Origin of the sequence: Streptomyces sp. NPDC058308 (assembly GCF_042880275.1) — a bacterium.
Classification (GTDB): domain Bacteria; phylum Actinomycetota; class Actinomycetes; order Streptomycetales; family Streptomycetaceae; genus Streptomyces.
In genome coordinates this window covers 130,158-149,104 of sequence record NZ_JBHVZA010000004.1, presented here as the reverse complement: position 1 = coordinate 149,104, position 18,947 = coordinate 130,158, and the positions used below count along the sequence as shown (strand labels likewise).

Sequence of the window (18,947 nt, the reverse complement as noted above, 5' to 3'; positions counted from 1 at the left end):
GGGTGGGTGAAGGGGCCGTGCGGGGCCGCTACTTGGCCTCGGCCGCCGCCGACTCCGCCTTCTTCTGCAGGTCCCCGAGGACCTGCTTCGGGTCGTCGGCGACGGCCTTGCCGCCGGTCTTCTTCATCTCGGCGGAGACGACGTCCCAGGAGGTGTCACCCAGCGGGTAGAACTTGGCGTTCGGCAGGACCGCGAAGAACGGCGCCAGGTCCTTGTGCTTGCCGTTGCCCTGCATGGTCTTGAGGGCGTCCTGGGTGACCGGCATGAGGTTGTACATCTCGTCGAACGCCAGCATCTTCTTGGAGTACGTGAAGTCCAGGAACTTCTTCACGCCCTCCTTCTCCGCGCCGCCGTCCTTGAACGCCATCATCCAGTCGGCCACGCCGAGGGTGCTCTGCAGCGGGCCCGTCCTGCCGGGGATGGGGGCGACGCCGTAGTCGACCTTGCCGCCCTTGGCCATCTGGATGAGGCTCGGGTGGCCGTTGAGCATGCCGGCCTTGCCGGCCGCGAAGTCCGCGAAGGCCGTCTTGCGGTCGGTGGAGGCGGGGTTGGCGTACGTCAGACCGGGCTTGACCAGGTTGGTCTTGAGCCACTCGAAGGTCTCGACGTTCTTCGCGCTGTCGAGGGTGTACTTGCCGTCCGCGTCGGTGTAGCCGCCGCCGTTGCCGAGCTCCCACATCAGCGACTCGCCCTGCGTCTCCTCGGGGCCGAGCGGCAGCGCGTAGGGGGTGTCGGCGGCCTTCTTGGCCTTGATCTTCTTTGCCGCGTCGGCGAGTTCGTCCCACGTCTTGGGCGGCGACTTGATGCCGGCCTTCTTGAAGACGGACTTGTTGTAGAACATCACGCGGCTTGAGGAGACCCACGGGATGCCGTACTGGGTCCCGTCGACCTCGCCGGCCTTGGCGAAGGTGGGGATGAGGTTCTCGCGCGTCTTGGCGGACATCACCTCGTCCGCCTTGTAGAGGAGGTCGTCGGCGACCTTGTCGGCGTATCCGCCGGTCTGCAGCAGGTCGGGCTCGTTGCCCGCCTGGATCATGTTCTTGACGGACTTGTCGATCTCGTTCCAGTTGATGACCTGGACGTCGACCTTGTAGCCCTCGTTGGCCTTCTCGAATTCCTTTTTGACCTCGGCCCAGTACACCTTGGAGGCGTTGGAGGCCTTGTCGCCGTAGTCGGCGGCGACGAGCTTGATCGTCTTGCTGTCGCCGCTGTCGCTGTCACCGCCGCAGGCGGTAAGTCCCAGCGTCATGGCGACCGTTGCCGCACCGGTGGCGATTATTCGATTCCTCATGATGGTTCAACCCTTCGACATCGGTGTCGACTTGAGCGCGTCCGGTCGCCCCCCGCGGCGCCGTGGCGCCGAGACTACTCACGGCCCGATTGGCCTTGACAGGCCTAGACCACTTTCGTGGCCAAGCTGAAATCACCCGCTCCACCAGGTCACTTGATGGCGCCCGCGGTCAGTCCGGCCTGTACCTGTCGCTGGAAGACCGCGTAGACGACGAGCACGGGGAGCATGGCGATCGTCAGGCCCGCGAAGAGCGCGCCCCAGTCGCCCCGGTAGCCCTGCGAGACGGCCAGTGAGGCGAGTCCCTGCGGCAGCACGTAGCTCTTCTCGTCCTCGCTGTTGAGCAGCAGCGGGAGCAGGTACTGGTTCCACTGGCCGAGGAAGTTGAAGATGCCGATGCTGACCAGGCCGGGCTTGGCCATCGGCAGCATGATCTGGAAGAAGGTGCGGGTGTGCGAGGCCCCGTCGACCATGGCCGCCTCCTGCACGCCGGTCGGCAGCGTGCGGAAGAAGGAGGTCAGGAAGAAGGTGGTGAAGGGCAGGGAGTACGCGATGTACGCGATCATCAGGCCGGGCCGGGTGTCGAGGAGGCCGAAGTTCTCCATGACCGCGAAGAGCGGCACCAGGGCGAGGATGACGGGGAACATCATGCCGCCCGCGAACAGCATGAAGATGAAGCGGTTGCCGGGGAAGGTGAAGCGGGCGATGACGTAGGCCGCCATCGAGCCGAGCAGCATGGTGCCGGTCAGTGAACCCGTCAGGATGATCAGCGAGTTGAGGGTGTACTGGCCGATGCTGGCCTTGCTCCAGGCGTTGCTGAAGTTCTCCCAGCGGAAGGAGGCCGGCCAGCCCATCGGGTCGCTGAGGATCTCGGCCGAGGGGCGGAACGCGGTGAGCGCCACCCAGACCAGCGGTCCGGCGGCGAGGACGACCCACAGGACGAGGAAGGCGTGCGAGAAGACGTTGAGGGTGGCGCCGCCCGCCTCCCTCTCGCGGTGGACCGCGGAGGTGGTCTCGGAACGGGGCGCGGAGGTTTTGATCGTGGTCATGATGCAGTGGCTCCCGCGGTCTCAGTATTCGGTCCGGTCGCGGTTCCCGACCCGCATGACGATCAGGGAGAACGCCATGCTGAGGAGGAGAAGGACGACGCCGATGGCGGTGGCGTAGCCGTACTGGCCGTCCCGGAACCGTTCGTAGAGGAAGACCGGGGTCACCTTCAGGACGTGCGGCGGCACCATGACCAGGCAGATGGCGAAGGTGTCGAGCGCCTGGATCCCCATGTAGATCCAGCCGGTGCGCACCGTGTCCCAGATCAGCGGGAGCGTGACGTTGAAGAAGGTGCGGGCGCGGCCCGCGCCGTCGAGGAGGGCGGCCTCGTAGATGTCCTTGGGGATCGCGCCCATGGCGGCGGAGAAGAGCACGACGTAGAAGCCGATGAAGCTCCAGCAGATCACGGTGAGCAGCGAGACGAGGCCGAGGGTCTCGTCGCCGCCCAGCCAGGCGGGCCCGTCGACGCCGACCTTGTCGAGGCCGCCGTTGATCAGGCCGCTGTTGGTGTTGAAGACGCGTCCCCACACCACGGCGATGATGGCGACGGAAAGGACCTGCGGGAAGAAGTAGACGACCTTGTAGAACGAGGACCCGGCGACGCCCGCGATGGCCTGTCCCCCGCGGTGCCGGCCGCCCGAGGTGATCATGTAGGCGAAGAACATGCCGAGGACCAGGGTCAGCACGGGCGCGATGAGCAGCAGGAGGGCGCTCACCTGGACGGAGTCCCAGAAGCGCTCGTCGTTCCACATCTTGCGGTAGTTGTCGAACCCGACGAAGTTCGCGACCGGGCCGCCGGACCAGTCGGTGAACGAGTAGTAGATCGCCTGGAGGAAGGGCGAGACGACGAACAGCGCGTAGAACGCGAGCGGCACGGCGAGGAAGCCCACGATGAAGCGGTACTTGTCGAGCGTGCGGTAGCGCCGGTCGTAGCGCACCCGTTCGGGGGTGAAGCGGGGCGGCAGGAGCACCGCCAGGACGAACAACAGCCGGCCCGGTGCGGCCGGTGCGGGCCTCGCGCCCGCCTGCTTCTTGGGAGGTGGGGTCTTCTCCACCCGGGTGTCGGTCTTCACGCTGCTCAGCCCCGCCCGCTCTTTCACATGCCTACGTGCTCGGTTGCGTGCCCGGGCCCCGGGACCGCGAAGGCCCCGGACCCGCGGGAGGATCAAGGGGACCCGGAGGATCAGGCCTTCTTGATCTTCGTGATGTCGGGGTCGTTCTTGATCCGGTCCGAGGCCTTCTGCATGGTGTCCATCGCCTGCCGGGCGCCGATCTGGCCCTGCATGAACTTGTGGATCATGTTGTTGAAGTCCTCGCGGAACAGCTCGTTGTACCAGTCCATGAACTGGGGGATGACGACGTTCTCGCCGGCCGCCCTGATCGCCGCCTGGGCGCTCGCCGCGCCCGGGGGCAGCTGCTTCAGACCGTCGAGGACGCCCTTGACGACGGGCAGCGAGCCGGTCTCCTTGAAGAGGCTGACCGCGGCCTGCCTGCTGTACATCATCCGCATCCACTCCAGGCCGCCCTGCACGTTCTTGGCCTTGGCGGGGACGATGAAGGGCTCACCGGCCGGGGCGTAGAGCGTGCCGAACGGCATCTTGTCGCTGGAGTCGAGCGAGGGGGTCGCCCCCACGGTCATCTCGAAGTCCTTCGGCGTGGTGTCCTTGGCCTCGTTCTCCACCCAGGAGCCGTCGGGCACGAAGAGGCACTTGCCCTCCTTGGTCCACGCGGTCTGCATCTCGGTGTGGGCCTCGGTTCCGTCGAAGCCGGTCAGCACGTACTTCTTGGCGACCAGCTCCTCCCAGGCCTCGAAGACGTCCTTGACCGCGTCGTGCTTCCAGGCGTCCGGCTCCAGGTAGTCCATGGCCGTGGTGACCTCGCGCCCGCCGCGCTGGGCGAACATCGCGTACATGCTGAAGAACATGTAGCGGGGGTGGCCGCCCGGGTAGCTCCAGCCGTGGATGCCCTTGGCCTTGGCCTTCTTGCAGACCGCGAGCATCTCGTCCCAGGTCTTGGGGTACTCGGCCTCAAGGCCCTTCTCGAGGAGCTTCTTGGAGTACCAGTTGCCGTACACCGTCAGTGCGATGTTGAGCTGGTAGCACTCTTTGCCGCCGAAGCGGCCCATCTGCTCGACCACCGGCACGAGGGTCTCACGCACGGTGACCTTCGGGTCGTCCCACGAGGGTGCGTCGAGCACCTCGCGGAGGTCGGCGACCTGCTTGTTGTGCACCAGCTTGCCGGGGTTCATCTGGTCGGCGCCGGAGTTGTTGACGACGTCCGCCGTGGGCTTGCCGCGGACGATCTTCGGCTGGACCTGGGTGGCGATCTTCTCGGTGGGCTTCTGTTCCGGATCGGCATCGGGGTACTTCTTGGCGTACATGTCCGTGACGAACTGGGCGTACTTGTCGCCGTACCCGCCGTTGAAGATGTAGACGGTGAGCCCGGCGTCCTCCTTCACACCGAGCGGGTTCTTCTTGGTCTTCTCGCCCTTTTCGGCTTTGTTCTCGTCGCCGCCACCACTGGCGCAGGAGCTCAGTGCTCCGACGGCCGGCACCGCGAGCAGACCGGCGGCTGCCGCCCTTTTCATGACATCACGACGGTTGACGCTGGTGGATCCCATGCTCAAGTCCTCGCCTTCTCCAGGACTCAGGCGGTGAACCGGACCCTCCCCGGCACCGCGGCGGTGTGAAGCTGGGGTCGTGCGCCGGGTTCTCCCACCGGCCAGGGCAGTTGACGTCGGACGCGGACAGGTATAGTCCACTCGCCGTCGGGTGGGCAAGATCGAATACGACTTTGCCCGGCAGCCTTGTCCGAGTTGAGACCTGCGACGATCCCCGGTCGAACCTCTCGCACATCACCGCCCGAAACCGTGGACTTTCGCGCCGGTTTCCATGGACTTTCCGTCGGACCACCCAAGTGGCCGGGGTGGGGGCCTGCGCCGGTGTGTCGAGGGTCCGGGAGACGTGCGGCTGAACTCTCCGCACGGGAGCGGTGCTTTGGTGCGCCTCGGTCGCTGGGAGTAGGTCCTGCGCCGCAGGCGTACGGCGGGCCTAGGGTCGACCTCATGGAGACCACGGGAACCGTCCGCCGCCCGACGGCGGAGCGTACGCGCGACACACTGGACCGGCTCGTTGCCGAGCGGGACGTATGGGTGGCGACGGCCCACCCGGAGCACGGGCCGCACCAGGTGCCGCTGTGGTTCCTGTGGGACGGGCGAGCGGTATGGATGTGCACCGGCGCCACGTCCGTGACGGCGCGGAACGTCCGCGCGGAGCCGCGCGTACGCCTGTCCCTTCCGGACACCTTCGACGTGGTGCTCCTCCAGGGGGAGGCGGAGTGCTTCCCCGACCAGGAGGTGCCCGAAGCCGCGGCGCGGGCGTTCGCCGACAAGTTCGGGTGGGATCCGCGCGGGGAGGAGGGCCCCTTCCTCTACATACGCGTGGTCCCGCGGACGGTACGCGCCTGGCGCGGCGAGCCGGAACTGCGCGGGAGGGTCATCATGCGCGAGGGGGTGTGGCTGACCGGGAGCCCGTGAGGATGATCCGCACGGATGCCGCGGGCTGACGCGGGCACTCAGGGTGACGCGGGCACCCCTCTCCCCTACACCATCCCGTCCCCCGCCAACAGCCTTGACACCACTCGACACTTGACGCCCTACTAGACCTTGCGCAGCGATCGTGACAACGTTGTCCAACTGGCAAGGAGGGGCTTGAGGATGCCGCACACGGCTCGCAGACCTCGTTTCAGACACCACCGTCCGCCCGGCCCGGGGCCCCGTTCGGCCGTGGCCGCCGGGACGCTGGCGCTCGCGCTCGTCGTGGCGGCGCAGGGGGCCGCCGTCGCCGGGCCCGGGCAGTCCCCCCGCTCGCAGCGGGAGTTCTCCTCGTCCTTCGAGAAGGACGACGCGCAGCCCGACTGGCTGAACACCGTCGAGACGGGTCCCGACGGCAAGAAGAAGGCCTCGGGCGTCAACGGCGAGTTCAGTGCGGGGCTGCCCGGCAGCGTCAACGACCACGTCACCGAGGTCCGGGCGAGCGGCGAGAACACCGGCTCCGGCGAGGTCGCCGCGAACCTGGTCGACGGCGAGGCGACCAGCAAATGGCTGACGTTCGCCAAGGACGGCTGGGTCGAGTTCGAGATGGACCGGCCCGCCAAGGTCGTGACGTACGCGCTCACGTCCGCCAACGACCACGCGGAGCGCGACCCGAAGGACTGGACCCTGAAGGGTTCCACGGACGGCAAGGACTGGAAGGTCCTCGACGAACGCAAGGGCGAGACCTTCGACGGCCGCCACAAGACGAAGAAGTACGACTTCGAGAACGCGGAGGCGTACGCCCACTACCGGCTCGACGTCACCGCGAACAACGGCGCGACCGACGCCCTCCAGCTCGCCGACCTTCAGCTGTCGGTCGGCGGCACGGAAGCCCCCGCACCCGAGGACATGCTGAGCCTGGTGGACCGCGGCCCCAGCGGTTCCCCCACCGCCAAGTCCCGCGCCGGGTTCACCGGAAAGCAGGCGCTGCGCTACGCGGGCAGCCACAAGGCGGACGGACGCGGCTACTCGTACAACAAGGTTTTCGACGTCGACGTCAAGGTCCGCGAGAACACCGAGCTCGGCTACCGGATCTTCCCCTCGATGGCCGAGGGTGACCGTGACTACGCCGCCACGAACGTCTCCGTGGACCTCGCCTTCACCGACGGCACGTACCTCAGCGACCTCAAGGCCGTCGACCAGCACGGCTTCCCACTGACCCCGCGGGGCCAGGGCGCGGCCAAGGCGCTCTACGTGAACCAGTGGAACAACGTCGACGCCCGCATCGGGCAGGTCGCGGGCGGCAGGACCGTCGACCGGATCCTGATCGCGTACGACGCCCCTAAGGGCCCGGCGAAGTTCCGCGGCTGGCTCGACGACGTGTCCCTGAAGGAGAAGGCGCCCGCGCAGCCCAAGGCGTACCCCTCCGACTACGCCGACACGACGCGCGGCACCAACTCCAGCGGCGGCTTCTCGCGCGGCAACACCTTCCCGGCCACCGCGGTCCCGCACGGCTTCAACTTCTGGACGCCGGTGACCAACGCGGGCTCGCTGAGCTGGCTGTACGACTACGCGCGCGGCAACAACGACGACAACCTGCCGACGATGCAGGCGTTCAGCGCGAGCCACGAGCCGAGCCCGTGGATGGGCGACCGGCAGACGTTCCAGATGATGCCGTCGGTCGACAAGGACACGCCGAGCGCGTCGCGCACCAAGAGGGCGCTGCCCTTCCGGCACGAGAAGGAGACGGCGCGCCCGCACTACTACGGCGTGACCTTCGAGAACGGCCTGAAGGCCGAGATGGCGCCGACCGACCACGCCGCGATGATGAAGTTCACCTATCCCGGTGACGACGCGAGCGTCGTCTTCGACAACGTCTCCGAGAAGGGCGGCCTGACCCTCGACGAGGACAAGGGCGTCGTGACGGGCTTCTCGGACGTCAAGTCGGGCCTGTCGACGGGCGCGACGCGCCTCTTCGTGTACGGGGTCTTCGACACGCCGGTCACCGCGGGCGGCAAGCTGGAGGGCGGCGGTGGCGGCGACGTCACCGGCTACCTGCGCTTCAAGCCGGGCAAGGACCGCACGGTCGGCCTCCGCCTGGCGACGTCCCTGATCAGCCTGGACCAGGCGAAGGACAACCTCGCCCAGGAGATCCCGTCCGGCACCTCCTTCGACCGCGTGAAGAACCGCGCGCAGAAGGCGTGGGACGACATCCTCGGCAAGGTGGAGGTCGAGGGCGCGAGCGAGGGCCAGCGCACGTCCCTCTACTCCTCCCTCTACCGGCTGTACCTGTACCCCAACTCGGGCTTCGAGAAGGTGGGTTCGCAGGGCGGCGGCAAGGCGACGTACAAGTACGCGTCCCCGTTCTCGCCGCAGACCGGGCCCGACACCCCGACCCACACCGGGGCGAAGATCGTCGAGGGCAAGCCGTACGTCAACAACGGCTTCTGGGACACGTACCGCACGACCTGGCCGGCCTACTCCCTGCTCACCCCGGGAAAGGCGGGCGAACTGGTCGACGGCTTCGTGCAGCAGTACAAGGACGGCGGCTGGACCTCGCGCTGGTCCTCGCCCGGCTACGCGGACCTGATGACGGGCACGTCGTCGGACGTCGCGTTCGCCGACGCGTACGTCAAGGGCGTGAAGTTCGACGCCGAGGCCGCGTACGACGCGGCGCTGAAGAACGCGACGGTGGTGCCGCCGAGTTCGGGCGTCGGCCGCAAGGGCATGAAGACCTCGCCGTTCCTCGGCTACACGAGCAGCGACACCCACGAGGGCCTGTCGTGGGCGCTGGAGGGCTACCTCAACGACTACGGCATCTCGCGCATGGGAGCGGCCCTCTACAAGAAGACGGGCAAGAAGCACTACAAGGAAGAGTCGGCGTACTTCCTCAACCGTGCCCGCGACTACGTGAACCTCTTCGACGACAAGGCCGCGGGCGCGGGCACACCGCCCGGCTTCTTCCAGGGCAAGGACGCCAAGGGCGTCTGGCGGGTGCCTTCGGAGAAGTTCGACCCGCGCGTGTGGGGCTACGACTACACGGAGACCAACGCCTGGGGTTACGCCTTCACCGCCCCGCAGGACTCGCGCGGCCTGGCCAACCTCTACGGCGGCCGGTCCGGTCTCGGCAAGAAACTGGACACGTACTTCGCGACCCCCGAGACCGGCTCCGCCGAGTTCGCGGGCTCCTACGGAGGCGTCATCCACGAGATGACCGAGGCGCGCGACGTCCGCATGGGCATGTACGGCCACTCCAACCAGGTCGCCCACCACGTCGCGTACATGTACGACGCGGCCGGGCAGCCGTGGAAGACGCAGGAGAAGGTCCGCGAGGTCCTCTCCCGCCTCTACACCGGCAGCGAGATCGGGCAGGGCTACCACGGCGACGAGGACAACGGCGAGCAGTCGGCCTGGTACCTCTTCTCCTCGCTCGGCTTCTACCCCCTGGTCATGGGCAGCGGTGAATACGCCATCGGATCACCGCAGTTCACGAAGATGACCGTGCACCTCGACAACGGCCGCGACCTGGTCGTCAAGGCACCGAAGAACAGCGCGAAGAACGTGTACGTGCAGGGGCTCAAGGTCAACGGCAAGAAGTGGACCTCGACCGCGCTGCCGCACGAGGTGGTCGCGCGCGGCGGCGTCCTCGAATTCGACATGGGACCGAAGCCGTCGGCCTGGGGCTCCGGCAAGAACGCCCAGCCCGCGTCGATCACGAAGGACGACGAGGTCCCCTCCCCCAGGAAGGACGCGGTCGCGGGCGAGGGCGCCCTGTTCGACGACTCCTCGGCCACGGACGCCACGGTGGACTCCGCCGTGAAGCTGCCGGTCGGCGGCAGGACCAAGGCGGTGCAGTACACGCTGACGTCGTCCGCCGACAAGACGAAGGCGCCGCGCGGCTGGGTGCTCCAGGGGTCGAAGGACGGCACGCGGTGGAAGACCCTGGACCGCCGCTCGGGCGAGTCCTTCGCCTGGGACCAGCAGACCCGGGTCTTCACGGTCGCCCGCCCGGGGACGTACGGGCACTACCGGCTGGTGCCGGACGGCTCCGCGACCCTGGCGGAGGTGGAGCTGCTCTCCTGACCCGTTCGGTTGACCCGTTCGGTTGACCCGTTCGGTTGACCCGTTCGGTGGTCGCGGTCTGGTCGCGACGGATCCCGGTGCCGCGTCGTGCGTTTCGGCGCGGCACCGGGATCTTCTCGTGCTCGTTCAGCCCACTGGATGACTAGATGACTCGATGCCATAGCAGCTCTTGTCGCCATCTGGCGTCACAACCGCACTTCGGACTCCCTCGTCGCATGCGCGCAGCTGACCCTGTGAGCCGTTCACCTAGGCTCCGGCCATGCGAGATGACACGGCAGGTCTGGTCTGGAAAGGCATCAACTACGACACCGGCACCAACTACGCCGGAAGCGGCTTGTCACGCAAGCCATCGTCCAGCGACCTGATCCATCAGTACATGGCGGTCATCCGGAACGATCTGAACTGCACCTCGGTCAGCCTCTTCGGCACCGACATCAGCCGGCTGACCGAGACCGCCAGTGCGGCTCTGGACCTGGGGTTGCACGTCAGCCTGCAGCCCCGCCTCATAGAAGCCGAGCCGGATGCGATGCTCCGACACCTCGCGGCAGTTGCCACGGCTGCCGAAGAGCTGCGGCAGCAGTACGGCCGGGTCGTCCTCAACGTGGGCTGCGAGCTGACGGTCTTCGGCTCCGGGATCATCCCCGGCGGCACTCACGCAGACCGGTCCGCCAAACTGGCCGACCCGCAGTGGTGGCCACGCTTCCCGGAGTTCAACGAGAAGCTGAACGGCGTGCTGGCACGCGCTCGTGACGTGGCCCGGGCGCACTTCGGCGGTCGCCTGACGTACGGAGCGGGTCTGTGGGAGGAGGTGGACTGGGACGGATTCGACATGGTGGGGCTGAACTACTACCGGATGGCCTACAACGACGCCGACTACGCCACCAACCTCCGGCGCTTCCATCAATACGGCAAACCCATCCTGATCACCGAGTTCGGCTGCTGCTCCTTTGACGGCGCCGCCGAGATGGGCCCGGCCGGTTACGGCATCGTCGACTGGACGGCCGATCCCCCCGAACTCGCGGGCTCATTCATCCGCAATGAGCAGGTACAGGCGGACTACCTGTCACAGCAACTGGACGTCTTCGCGGCCGAGAAGATCTATGGGGCCTACGTGTTCGAGTTCATCGCGCCGAAGCCCTACTCACCCAACCCGCGCCACGACTTGGACATGGCCAGCTTCGGTGTGGTCAGAGTGGTCGGGGACGGCTGGGAGCCGAAGGCCGCGTTCCACGCGCTGGCCGGCCTCTACAGCTCCCATTGACCCCGCCGCCACCTCGCTGACAAGGGAACAATCGATCATCTAGGGGATGAGCACGATCTTTCCCCGGGTGTGCCCGGTCTCGCTCAACCGGTGGGCCGCGGCCGCGTTCTCGATGGCGAAGGCGGCCGCGACCGGCACGGCGAAGCGGCCTACCCGGGCGAGCGCGGCGGCCACGGCAAGCCCTTCGACCGCCTGCTGATCAGCTCCCGGGCCCGCCGAGCGGCTCTGGTGGACTCCGTACTTCGCCGCGTTCATGTCGGCGATGGTCACCACCCGGTCCGGGCTTCCGGCGAGGTCCACCAGGTCGGGCAGCGAGCCGGATCCGGCGCAGTCCAGGACGGCGTCGACTCCGCCCGGTGCCAGGGCGGCGACCCGCTCGCCCAGCCCCGGGCCGTAGGTGGTCGGCGTCGCCCCGAGGCCCGCGACGAACTCGTGGTTGTGCGCGCCGGCCGTGCCGATGACGGTCGCGCCGCGGGCCACCGCGAGTTGGACGGCGACGGTGCCGACCCCACCGGCCGCGCCCTCGATCAGCAAGGTCGTGCCGGTGCGGACCTTCAGGCGGTCGAGGACCCGCGTGGCGGTCTCGACGTTCCCGGCCGCGCCGCCCGCCTGCTCCCAGCTCAGCGCCTCCGGCTTCGGCGTCCAGGCGGCCAGGACGGCGTACTCGGCGTTCGCACCGCCGAGCTCCGCGACGTCGACGATGCCGAAGACCTCGTCGCCCGGCCGGACCCCGGTCACCCCCGCGCCGACCTCGTCGACCACACCCGCGGCGTCCATGCCGAGCACGTGGGGCAGCCGCAGCGGCGCCATGTCGCGGAAGCCGCCCGAACGAAGGCGGCAGTCGGCGGGTGTGAGGCCCGATGCCCGTACGCCCACCCTTATGCGGCCGGGTCCGGCGTGTGGTTCCGGTACCTCGGTGACTTCCAGGACGCTCGCGGGACCGTACTCGGAGAATGTCAGTGCTCTCATGCCGTCGGACGCTAACGGAACACCCCGTCCGTTTGGCTAAAGTGAGAGCGGTGACGAACCCTTTGCCTCACTCCCCGCGCTCCGATGCGCGGGACAACCGGGAGCGGATCCTCGCCGTGGCCCGCACGACGTTCGCCGAGCAGGGCCTCGACGTGGCGATGCGGGAGATCGCACGGCGCGCCGAGGTCGGACCCGCGACCCTCTACCGGCACTTTCCGACCAAGGAGGAACTGGTCACCGAGGCCTTCCACGAGCAGATGACGGCCTGCACGGCCGTCGTCGACCAGGCGCTGGCCGATCCGGACCCGTGGCGCGGCTTCTGCCTGGTGATCGAGGCGGTGTGCGAAATGCAGGCACGGGACCGGGGCTTCACCGCGGCGTTCGCCGCGGCCTTCCCCCGCGCGATCGACTTCGCCGCGGACCGGTGGCAGGCTCTGGGCAAGGTCGCCGAACTCGCCCGCCGGGCCAAGGCGGCGGGCAAGCTGCGCCCGGACTTCGTACCGGACGATCTGATCATGGTGCTCATGGCCAACGGCGGCATCCGGGCCCCCTCACCGGCAGCCTCGGTGGCCGCCTCACGGCGCTTCGCCGCGCTGCTGATCCAGGGCATGCGGGCCGAGCCCGCCGTCTCGCCGCTGCCCCCGCCGGTCCGGCTGCCGCTGGCAGTTGCGACTTCCGGGACGGGATCTAGTTGTATTGGCCCGCAGGGTTGTTGACGCGGGTGATGGGTGGCTGGCCTGCGAGTGCGGTGTGGCAGCGGTGGTGGTTGTAGGTGTGGAGGAAGTCTGTCAGGGCGGCGGTGAGTTCGGCCCGGACCTGAAGCGGCTGTTTACGGGGCTGGGGCCTGCGTGGGCCCGACGCCCTGTCCGCTCCGTCCGTGCCCCTCGGACGCGAGTAGCGGGCGACCTGAGCAAATGCTGACAATACTGGCATGACCTGCGGCGAAGCACACACTCCAGGAACAGAAGCACACACTCCCGGAACACGCGCCGGCACGCGTCCCCGTCGGCTGTCACCGGAGGAGGTCCGCGCGCGCCTCGGGGAACCCGAGGCAGCGATCGAGGCCAAGATCCTCGACCACATCGACGACTACAGCCGCCGCTTCATCGCGCACTCACCCTTCCTGACCATGGCCACGGCGGATGCCACCGGGCTCGCCGACTGCTCGCCCCGCGGCGACTACCCGGGGTTCGCGAAGGTCCTCGACGACCGCACGCTCGCGATCCCGGACCGCCCCGGCAACAAGATCGCCGACTCCTTCCGCAACCTCGCCGAGAACGACGGCATCGGGCTGCTCTTCCTGGTGCCGGGATACCGGGAGGTGCTGCGCGTGAACGGCCGCGCCTACCCCACCGACGAGCCCGACGTGCTCGCCCGGATGCGGACCGAGGCCAAGGACCCGGAACTGGCGCTGATCGTCGATGTGGCGGAGGTCTTCTTCCACTGCGGCCGCGCGCTCCTGCGCTCCCGGCTGTGGGACCCCGCGAGCCAGGCCCTCGCCGACGAACTCCCGCCCGCGGGCGAGGTGGCCGCCACCCAGATGGGTCTGAGCGACCCGGCGTCGTTCACGCAGGGACTCGAAGAGGCCTACCGGAAGCTCTACTGACCAGATCGCGGGTGACCCACCGATGCAGCAGACACAGCAGTCGCAGCAGGTTGTCGTCGAGAACATCGACCAGGTGGCCGAGGACGTCGTCTCCCTCCACCTGCGCGGGGCCACCGGTCCACTCGCCCCCTGGGAGCCTGGCGCCCACGTCGACATCGCGCTGCCGAACTGGCTGACCCGGCAGTACTCACTGTGCGGGGACCCGGCGGACCGGGACGCCTACCGCGTCGCGATCCGGTACGACCCCCTGAGCCGGGGCGGGTCGGAGTACATCCACCGTTTCCTGCGTAGGGGCCGCACCTTGGACGTATCGCTCCCCCGCAACCACTTCCCGCTCGCGCCCGCCCCGGAATACCTGTTCGTGGCGGGCGGAATCGGCGTCACCGCGGTCCTGCCGATGCTGAACGCGGCAACCGCCTCAGGGGTACCGGCCGCACTCCTGTACGTGGGCCGGTCGACGGCGACCATGCCCTTCGCCGGGGAACTGGCGTCGCGGTACGGGGATCGGGTACGGATCGTGGCCACGCGCGAGCAGGGCCGCCCGGACCTCCCCGCACTCCACGCCACCCTCGGCCCCCGCACCCTGGTCTACTGCTGCGGCCCGGCCTCGATGCTCACCGCCGCGGAGGCCGCGTTCCCCGCCGAACGGCTGCGCACGGAGCGCTTCCACCCACAGCCGCGGCGGTTCGGCCCCGATGCGGAGTTCGAGGCGGTGTGCGCCCGCTCGGGCCGCACCGTACGGGTCCCCGCGGACGAGTCACTCCTCGACGCCCTGACCCACGCGGGGCGCCCCCTCCCCACCGGCTGCCGCGAGGGCGTCTGCGGAAGCTGCGAACTGACCGTACTGGAGGGCGACCCCGACCACCGCGACGACATCGGAGCCCCGGCGGGCCGCATGTACGCGTGCGTGTCCCGCGCGCGGTCCCCGCGGCTGGTGCTGGACCTGTGACCCGACCCGCCCTTGCCCGCGATCAGCTCTTCCGGGCATGGCTTCCGCCGTTCGACGCCTGCGTCGCTCACCTCCCGAAACGCCGCCCGGACGCCGCCCGGACGCCGCCCGGACGCCGCTCGAACACCGATCGAACAATGCTCGTACACCCCCCGTATCCTCATCCCATGCCCGATCACTCCCCCTTGATCCAGAGCCTGCGCACAGCCGTCGCGGGGGCGCCCGATGACGTGCCGCTGCGGCTGCACCTCGCGGAGCTGCTCATCGCGGGCGGGCATCACGACGAAGCGGTCGCCGAGGCCGCCGTCGCGCTGCAGCACGCGCCGGGCGACCCGCAGGCCCGGGAGCTGATGGTGCGCGCCATGGGCGCACCGGAGGCGCCCCAGACGCCTCCCCAGACGCCTCCGCAGTCACAAGCACCCCAGGTGCTTCCGGAGTCACAAGCACCCCAGGTACCCCAGGCGCCTCCCACCGGCTTCAACTGGCAGGCCGCCGAGGACCAGGTCGGCGACGTCGTCCCGCCCCGCTTCGTCGAGGCCCCCCAGACCCCCGAGGCCCCGCAAGCCGCCGACGGCACCGGTGACCCCGGCAACGCCCTTGCCTGGGAGGTCGAGGCGCCCGACGGCGTGCGGCTCGCCGACGTCGGCGGAATGCAGGACGTCAAGGACCGCCTGGAGGCCGCCTTCCTCGCACCCCTGCGCAACCCCGAACTCCGCAAGCTGTACGGCAAGAGCCTGCGCGGCGGGCTCCTGCTCTACGGTCCGCCCGGCTGCGGCAAGACCTTCATCGCCCGCGCCGTCGCGGGCGAGCTCGGCGCGGGCTTCCTGTCCATATCCGTCAACGACGTGCTCGACATGTGGATGGGCAACTCCGAGCGCAACATGCACGAGGTCTTCGCGACGGCCCGCCGCCAGGCCCCCTGCGTCCTCTTCCTCGACGAGCTGGACGCCCTCGGCGCCAAGCGCAGCCGCACCGCGCACAGCGGCATGCGCAACACCGTCAACCAGCTTCTCACCGAGCTCGACGGCATCGACGCCGGTGCCAACGAGGGCGTGTTCGTGCTGGCCGCCACCAACGTCCCCTGGGACGTCGACAACGCCCTGCGCCGCCCCGGCCGCCTCGACCGCACCCTCCTCGTGCTGCCGCCCGACGCCCCCGCCCGCGAGGCCATCCTCCGCTACCACCTGCGCGAGCGCCCCGTCGCCGGCATCGACCTGCGCAAGCTGGCCAAGGTCACCGACGGCCTGTCCGGCGCCGACCTCGCCCACCTCTGCGAAGCCGCCGCCGAGCGCGCCCTGCTCGACTCCGCGCGCACCGGCACCGTCCGCATGATCGGCATGACGGACCTGATGGACGCGGCCGCCACGATCCCGCCCTCCAGCGACCCGTGGTTCGCCTCCGCCCGCAACGTGGCGATGTTCGCCAACGAAGGCGGTATGTACGACGACCTGGTCACCTACCTCAAGAAGAAGCGGAAGCTGTGAGCACTGACACTGTGCACCCCGCCGTGGAGCGGGCCGACGGGCTCATCGAGCTCAAGCGGTACGAGGAGGCCGAGGCCCTGCTCGGGCAGCGGCTCGCCGAGGATCCCGACGACATCCGGGCCTGGGCCAAGCTGGCGCTCTGTCACGTACGGGCCGAGCAGCACGAGAAGGCCCTCGAAGCGACGGACCGGGCCCTCGCGCTCGACCCCGAGGACGTCGGCGCCCTCATGATGCGCGCCCACGCCCTGCGCGGCCTGGGCGGCGGCCGCTGGCAGGAGTCCGAGAGCGTGCTCCGCGAGGCGATCCGCCTCGCCCCCGAGTACTGGTACGCGTACGCCTTCCTCGCCGACGTCGTCTGGCGCATCCGCCTGGTCCGCATCGGACAGGCGGGCGGCGGCACGATCACCGCGGCACAGATGGAAGCCCCCCTGCGCGAGGCGGGCGACCTCGCCATGGAGGCGCTGCGCCTCGGCCCCGAAGAGGTCTACGCGCACGAGGTCGCCTGGCAGATAGCCGACCTGGCCAGCAACAGCACGGTCGCCGACCAGCTGGACCACGCCATCCTCCGCCTCGACCCCAACCACCCCTACGCGCTCGCCCGCCAGACCCAGAAGGCGGCCGCCGCACCCGGCGTCAGGGCGACCGAGGCCGCCACGCTGTACGCGGACGCCCTGGCCGCCGCCCCGGACTCCCGGACGATGCGGCAGGGCCTCGACGACGCCTCGTACCGCATGCTGCGCGGCATCCGCTGGCTCGCCCTGCTCTGCCTGGCCCTCACCGCCGCGGGCCTCGACGTCTTCGTCACCGAGGGCGAGACCCCGCGCGACCTCCCGGTGTCACTCGGTCAACGGCTCTGGTTCCTCGTGCCGATGACCGCGATCTGGGCCGTGGGCGCCCTGCTCCGGTACCGCCGCCTGCGCGCGGGCATCCAGATCAACCTGCGTTCCGTGATCCACCGCCGCAAGTGGCCCCGCGTCGTCCTCGCCCAGGCCGCCTGGGCCATGCTGTGCGCGCTGCTCCTCGCGGAGGTCCCGTGGTCCGAACGGGCCGTGCCCCAGGCGCTGTTCTGGGCGGGTCTCGTCCCGACCCTCGCCACGGTCTGGTTCGACCGCAAAAAGAAGGCGTGACGCGGAGAGGGACGACGCGAGGACGAACTCGCACCACACCGTCTTGCCGGGAAGCCGCTCCGCGACCCCCCACTTGTCGGACAGTGCCGCCACGAGCAGCAGCCCGCGCCCCGACTCCGCGTCCTCCCGCTCTTCGAGATCGAGCCGCGGCCACCCGTCACCGCTGTCGTGCACCGCGACACGGAGCACGCCCGTCTCATGGCCCAGATACAGCCGGAACCCGCGCCCCGGCGGGACGCCGTGCAGCAGGGCGTTGGTCGCCAACTCGCTCACGCAGAGCGTGATGTCGTCCGCCCGCTCGCCGTCGATACCCCAGTCCACGAGGGCGGCGGCGGTGAAGGCACGGGCCGCGGGGACGGACCGGCGTTCGCGCCGGTAGAAACTTTCTCGGTTCACGTGACGAGAGTCACTCTCCGTGCCCATGATGAAGCAGTACGTGAACCCGTACGGCTGAGCTGTACGGGTTCGCTGTGTGAAGGCACGGCCTCTGGTGGGGAGTTGCACCGTATGAGCAGCCCAAAACGACGATCACGCAGGAACGCGTCAGCGATGCGGATGGTGGGCGCGCTGCTGGCGGTCCACCGGGAGGCAGCGGGGTACACCCAGCGGTCGCTGGCCCAGCAGTTCCTCATCAGCGAGGAGCTGATCGCCTCCGTCGAGCAGGGGCGGCGGCCGTTGAAGATGGACCTGGCGGTGCAGCTGGATGACTTCCTGGGTACGAAGCGGACGTTGCAGACGGCGGTCGACCACATGCCGGAAGTGGATCTGATTCCGCGGTGGGCGGAGGAGTTCCTGGATCGTGAGCGGGAGGCTATTGCGATCTCCTCGTATGAGAACCAGGTTCTGCCGGGGCAGCTACAGACCGAGGCCTACTCGCGGGCCGTGTTCCGCAGCCGCGTACCCGTCTTCGACGAAGACGAGATTGAGCAATACGTCGCGGCCCGGATCGAGCGCCAGGAGATCCTGCACCGCAAGGTCCCGCCGACCACCAGTTTCGTGATCTGGGAGGCGGTGCTACATGACCGACTAGGCGGCCACGGCGTCTATTCCGAACAGCTTCGCCGCCTTCGCGAATACGCCGAACTACCCGGTCTCGCTCTGCAGATCCTCCCGTTCGGGCGCACCGCTCACGCAGCTCTCGATGGACCATTCGTACTCCTGGAGACCCCCGAACATCAGCGGCTCGCCTACACCGAGACGCAGCGGGGCAGCCAACTGATCGCAGACCCCGATGAGGTGGCGATCCTGACGCAAAGGTGTGCGATGCTGCGGACACAGGCCCTCAACGCTGAGGACACCAGAGGGCTGTTGGACCGCATGCTAGGAGAACAATGAGCGTCGGCACCTCACTTGGGTGGTTCAAGTCCAGCTACAGCGGCAGCGATGGCGGCAACTGCCTCGAAGTCGCCTGCGCGTGGCAGAAGTCCAGCTACAGCAGCGAACAGGGCGGCGCCTGCCTCGAAATCGCCGCCCACCCCACCGCCATCCACATCCGCGACTCCAAGAACCCGGACGGCCCGCACTTCACCGTCGCCCCGGACACCTGGACCGCCTTCCTGCCCCTCCCCCAGGCCCGCGCCTAGCGACCCGGCCCAGGTCCT

15 protein-coding genes and 1 pseudogene are annotated in these 18,947 nt (G+C 69.0%); 10 read left to right on the top strand and 6 right to left on the bottom strand.

What is annotated here, in order from left to right; translation table 11 throughout:
- Window positions 1-28: 28 nt before the first annotated feature.
- The 4 genes from ACFVYL_RS07975 to ngcE all read right to left on the bottom strand — a co-directional run bounded on the left by ACFVYL_RS07975 (window position 29) and on the right by ngcE (window position 4,955).
- Complete coding sequence (locus ACFVYL_RS07975; protein ID WP_389713672.1) at window positions 29-1,291, bottom strand: extracellular solute-binding protein; 1,263 nt, start codon at window positions 1,289-1,291, stop codon at window positions 29-31.
- 149 nt (window positions 1,292-1,440) lie between these two features.
- On the bottom strand, window positions 1,441-2,337 hold the full coding sequence (locus tag ACFVYL_RS07970) for a carbohydrate ABC transporter permease (protein ID WP_389713671.1): 897 nt from the start codon (window positions 2,335-2,337) through the stop codon (window positions 1,441-1,443).
- Window positions 2,338-2,358: 21 nt separating this feature from the next.
- Window positions 2,359-3,273 carry a carbohydrate ABC transporter permease gene (locus ACFVYL_RS07965; protein WP_389713949.1) on the bottom strand — a complete coding sequence of 305 codons (915 nt, stop codon included), beginning with the start codon at window positions 3,271-3,273 and terminating at the stop codon, window positions 2,359-2,361.
- A 245-nt stretch (window positions 3,274-3,518) separates the two neighbouring features.
- A complete protein-coding gene (gene ngcE / locus ACFVYL_RS07960) occupies window positions 3,519-4,955 on the bottom strand; it encodes an N-acetylglucosamine/diacetylchitobiose ABC transporter substrate-binding protein (RefSeq protein WP_389713669.1) in 1,437 nt (478 codons plus the stop codon).
- A 444-nt stretch (window positions 4,956-5,399) separates the two neighbouring features.
- Here ngcE and ACFVYL_RS07955 point away from each other — a divergent pair, with 444 nt between their 5' ends.
- The 3 genes from ACFVYL_RS07955 to ACFVYL_RS07945 all read left to right on the top strand — a co-directional run bounded on the left by ACFVYL_RS07955 (window position 5,400) and on the right by ACFVYL_RS07945 (window position 11,211).
- Entirely contained in the window at window positions 5,400-5,870 is a 471-nt protein-coding gene (locus ACFVYL_RS07955; protein WP_389713667.1) for a pyridoxamine 5'-phosphate oxidase family protein, read from the top strand.
- Window positions 5,871-6,050: 180 nt separating this feature from the next.
- Window positions 6,051-9,950: a GH92 family glycosyl hydrolase gene (locus ACFVYL_RS07950; RefSeq protein ID WP_389713666.1), complete on the top strand. Its 3,900-nt coding sequence runs from the start codon at window positions 6,051-6,053 to the stop codon at window positions 9,948-9,950.
- Window positions 9,951-10,209: 259 nt separating this feature from the next.
- The gene (locus tag ACFVYL_RS07945; protein ID WP_389713664.1) at window positions 10,210-11,211 is read left to right on the top strand and encodes an abortive infection protein; all 1,002 of its coding nucleotides are present in this window, start codon (window positions 10,210-10,212) and stop codon (window positions 11,209-11,211) included.
- Between the two features lie 39 nt (window positions 11,212-11,250).
- Here the strand turns inward: ACFVYL_RS07945 and ACFVYL_RS07940 are convergent, their stop codons facing one another.
- Entirely contained in the window at window positions 11,251-12,180 is a 930-nt protein-coding gene (locus ACFVYL_RS07940) for an NADP-dependent oxidoreductase (RefSeq protein WP_389713662.1), read from the bottom strand.
- Window positions 12,181-12,230: 50 nt separating this feature from the next.
- Here ACFVYL_RS07940 and ACFVYL_RS07935 point away from each other — a divergent pair, with 50 nt between their 5' ends.
- From ACFVYL_RS07935 to ACFVYL_RS07915, 5 genes are all read left to right on the top strand, one after another.
- Entirely contained in the window at window positions 12,231-12,896 is a 666-nt protein-coding gene (locus ACFVYL_RS07935) for a TetR/AcrR family transcriptional regulator (RefSeq protein ID WP_389713661.1), read from the top strand.
- 215 nt (window positions 12,897-13,111) lie between these two features.
- On the top strand, window positions 13,112-13,786 hold the full coding sequence (locus ACFVYL_RS07930) for an MSMEG_1061 family FMN-dependent PPOX-type flavoprotein (protein ID WP_389713660.1): 675 nt from the start codon (window positions 13,112-13,114) through the stop codon (window positions 13,784-13,786).
- Between the two features lie 22 nt (window positions 13,787-13,808).
- Window positions 13,809-14,735 (top strand): PDR/VanB family oxidoreductase, encoded by a 927-nt coding sequence (locus ACFVYL_RS07925; RefSeq protein WP_389713658.1) that lies wholly within the window; start codon window positions 13,809-13,811, stop codon window positions 14,733-14,735.
- Between the two features lie 167 nt (window positions 14,736-14,902).
- A complete protein-coding gene (locus ACFVYL_RS07920) occupies window positions 14,903-16,219 on the top strand; it encodes a tetratricopeptide repeat protein (protein ID WP_389713657.1) in 1,317 nt (438 codons plus the stop codon).
- Entirely contained in the window at window positions 16,216-17,346 is a 1,131-nt protein-coding gene (locus ACFVYL_RS07915) for a tetratricopeptide repeat protein (protein WP_389713656.1), read from the top strand. The genes ACFVYL_RS07920 and ACFVYL_RS07915 overlap by 4 nt, the downstream gene beginning before the upstream one ends.
- A gap of 24 nt (window positions 17,347-17,370) precedes the next feature.
- Here the strand turns inward: ACFVYL_RS07915 and ACFVYL_RS07910 are convergent.
- Window positions 17,371-17,769, bottom strand: a pseudogene (locus ACFVYL_RS07910) (ATP-binding protein); the annotation flags it as partial.
- A gap of 126 nt (window positions 17,770-17,895) precedes the next feature.
- On the opposite strand from ACFVYL_RS07910, the gene ACFVYL_RS07905 reads away from it, so the two are divergent.
- Both ACFVYL_RS07905 and ACFVYL_RS07900 read left to right on the top strand, forming a co-directional pair.
- Window positions 17,896-18,681, top strand: a complete 786-nt coding sequence (locus ACFVYL_RS07905) for a Scr1 family TA system antitoxin-like transcriptional regulator (RefSeq protein ID WP_389713654.1) — start codon at window positions 17,896-17,898, stop codon at window positions 18,679-18,681.
- Entirely contained in the window at window positions 18,678-18,929 is a 252-nt protein-coding gene (locus ACFVYL_RS07900) for a DUF397 domain-containing protein (protein ID WP_389713652.1), read from the top strand. Before ACFVYL_RS07905 ends, ACFVYL_RS07900 begins: the two co-directional genes overlap by 4 nt.
- Window positions 18,930-18,947 lie beyond the last annotated feature (18 nt).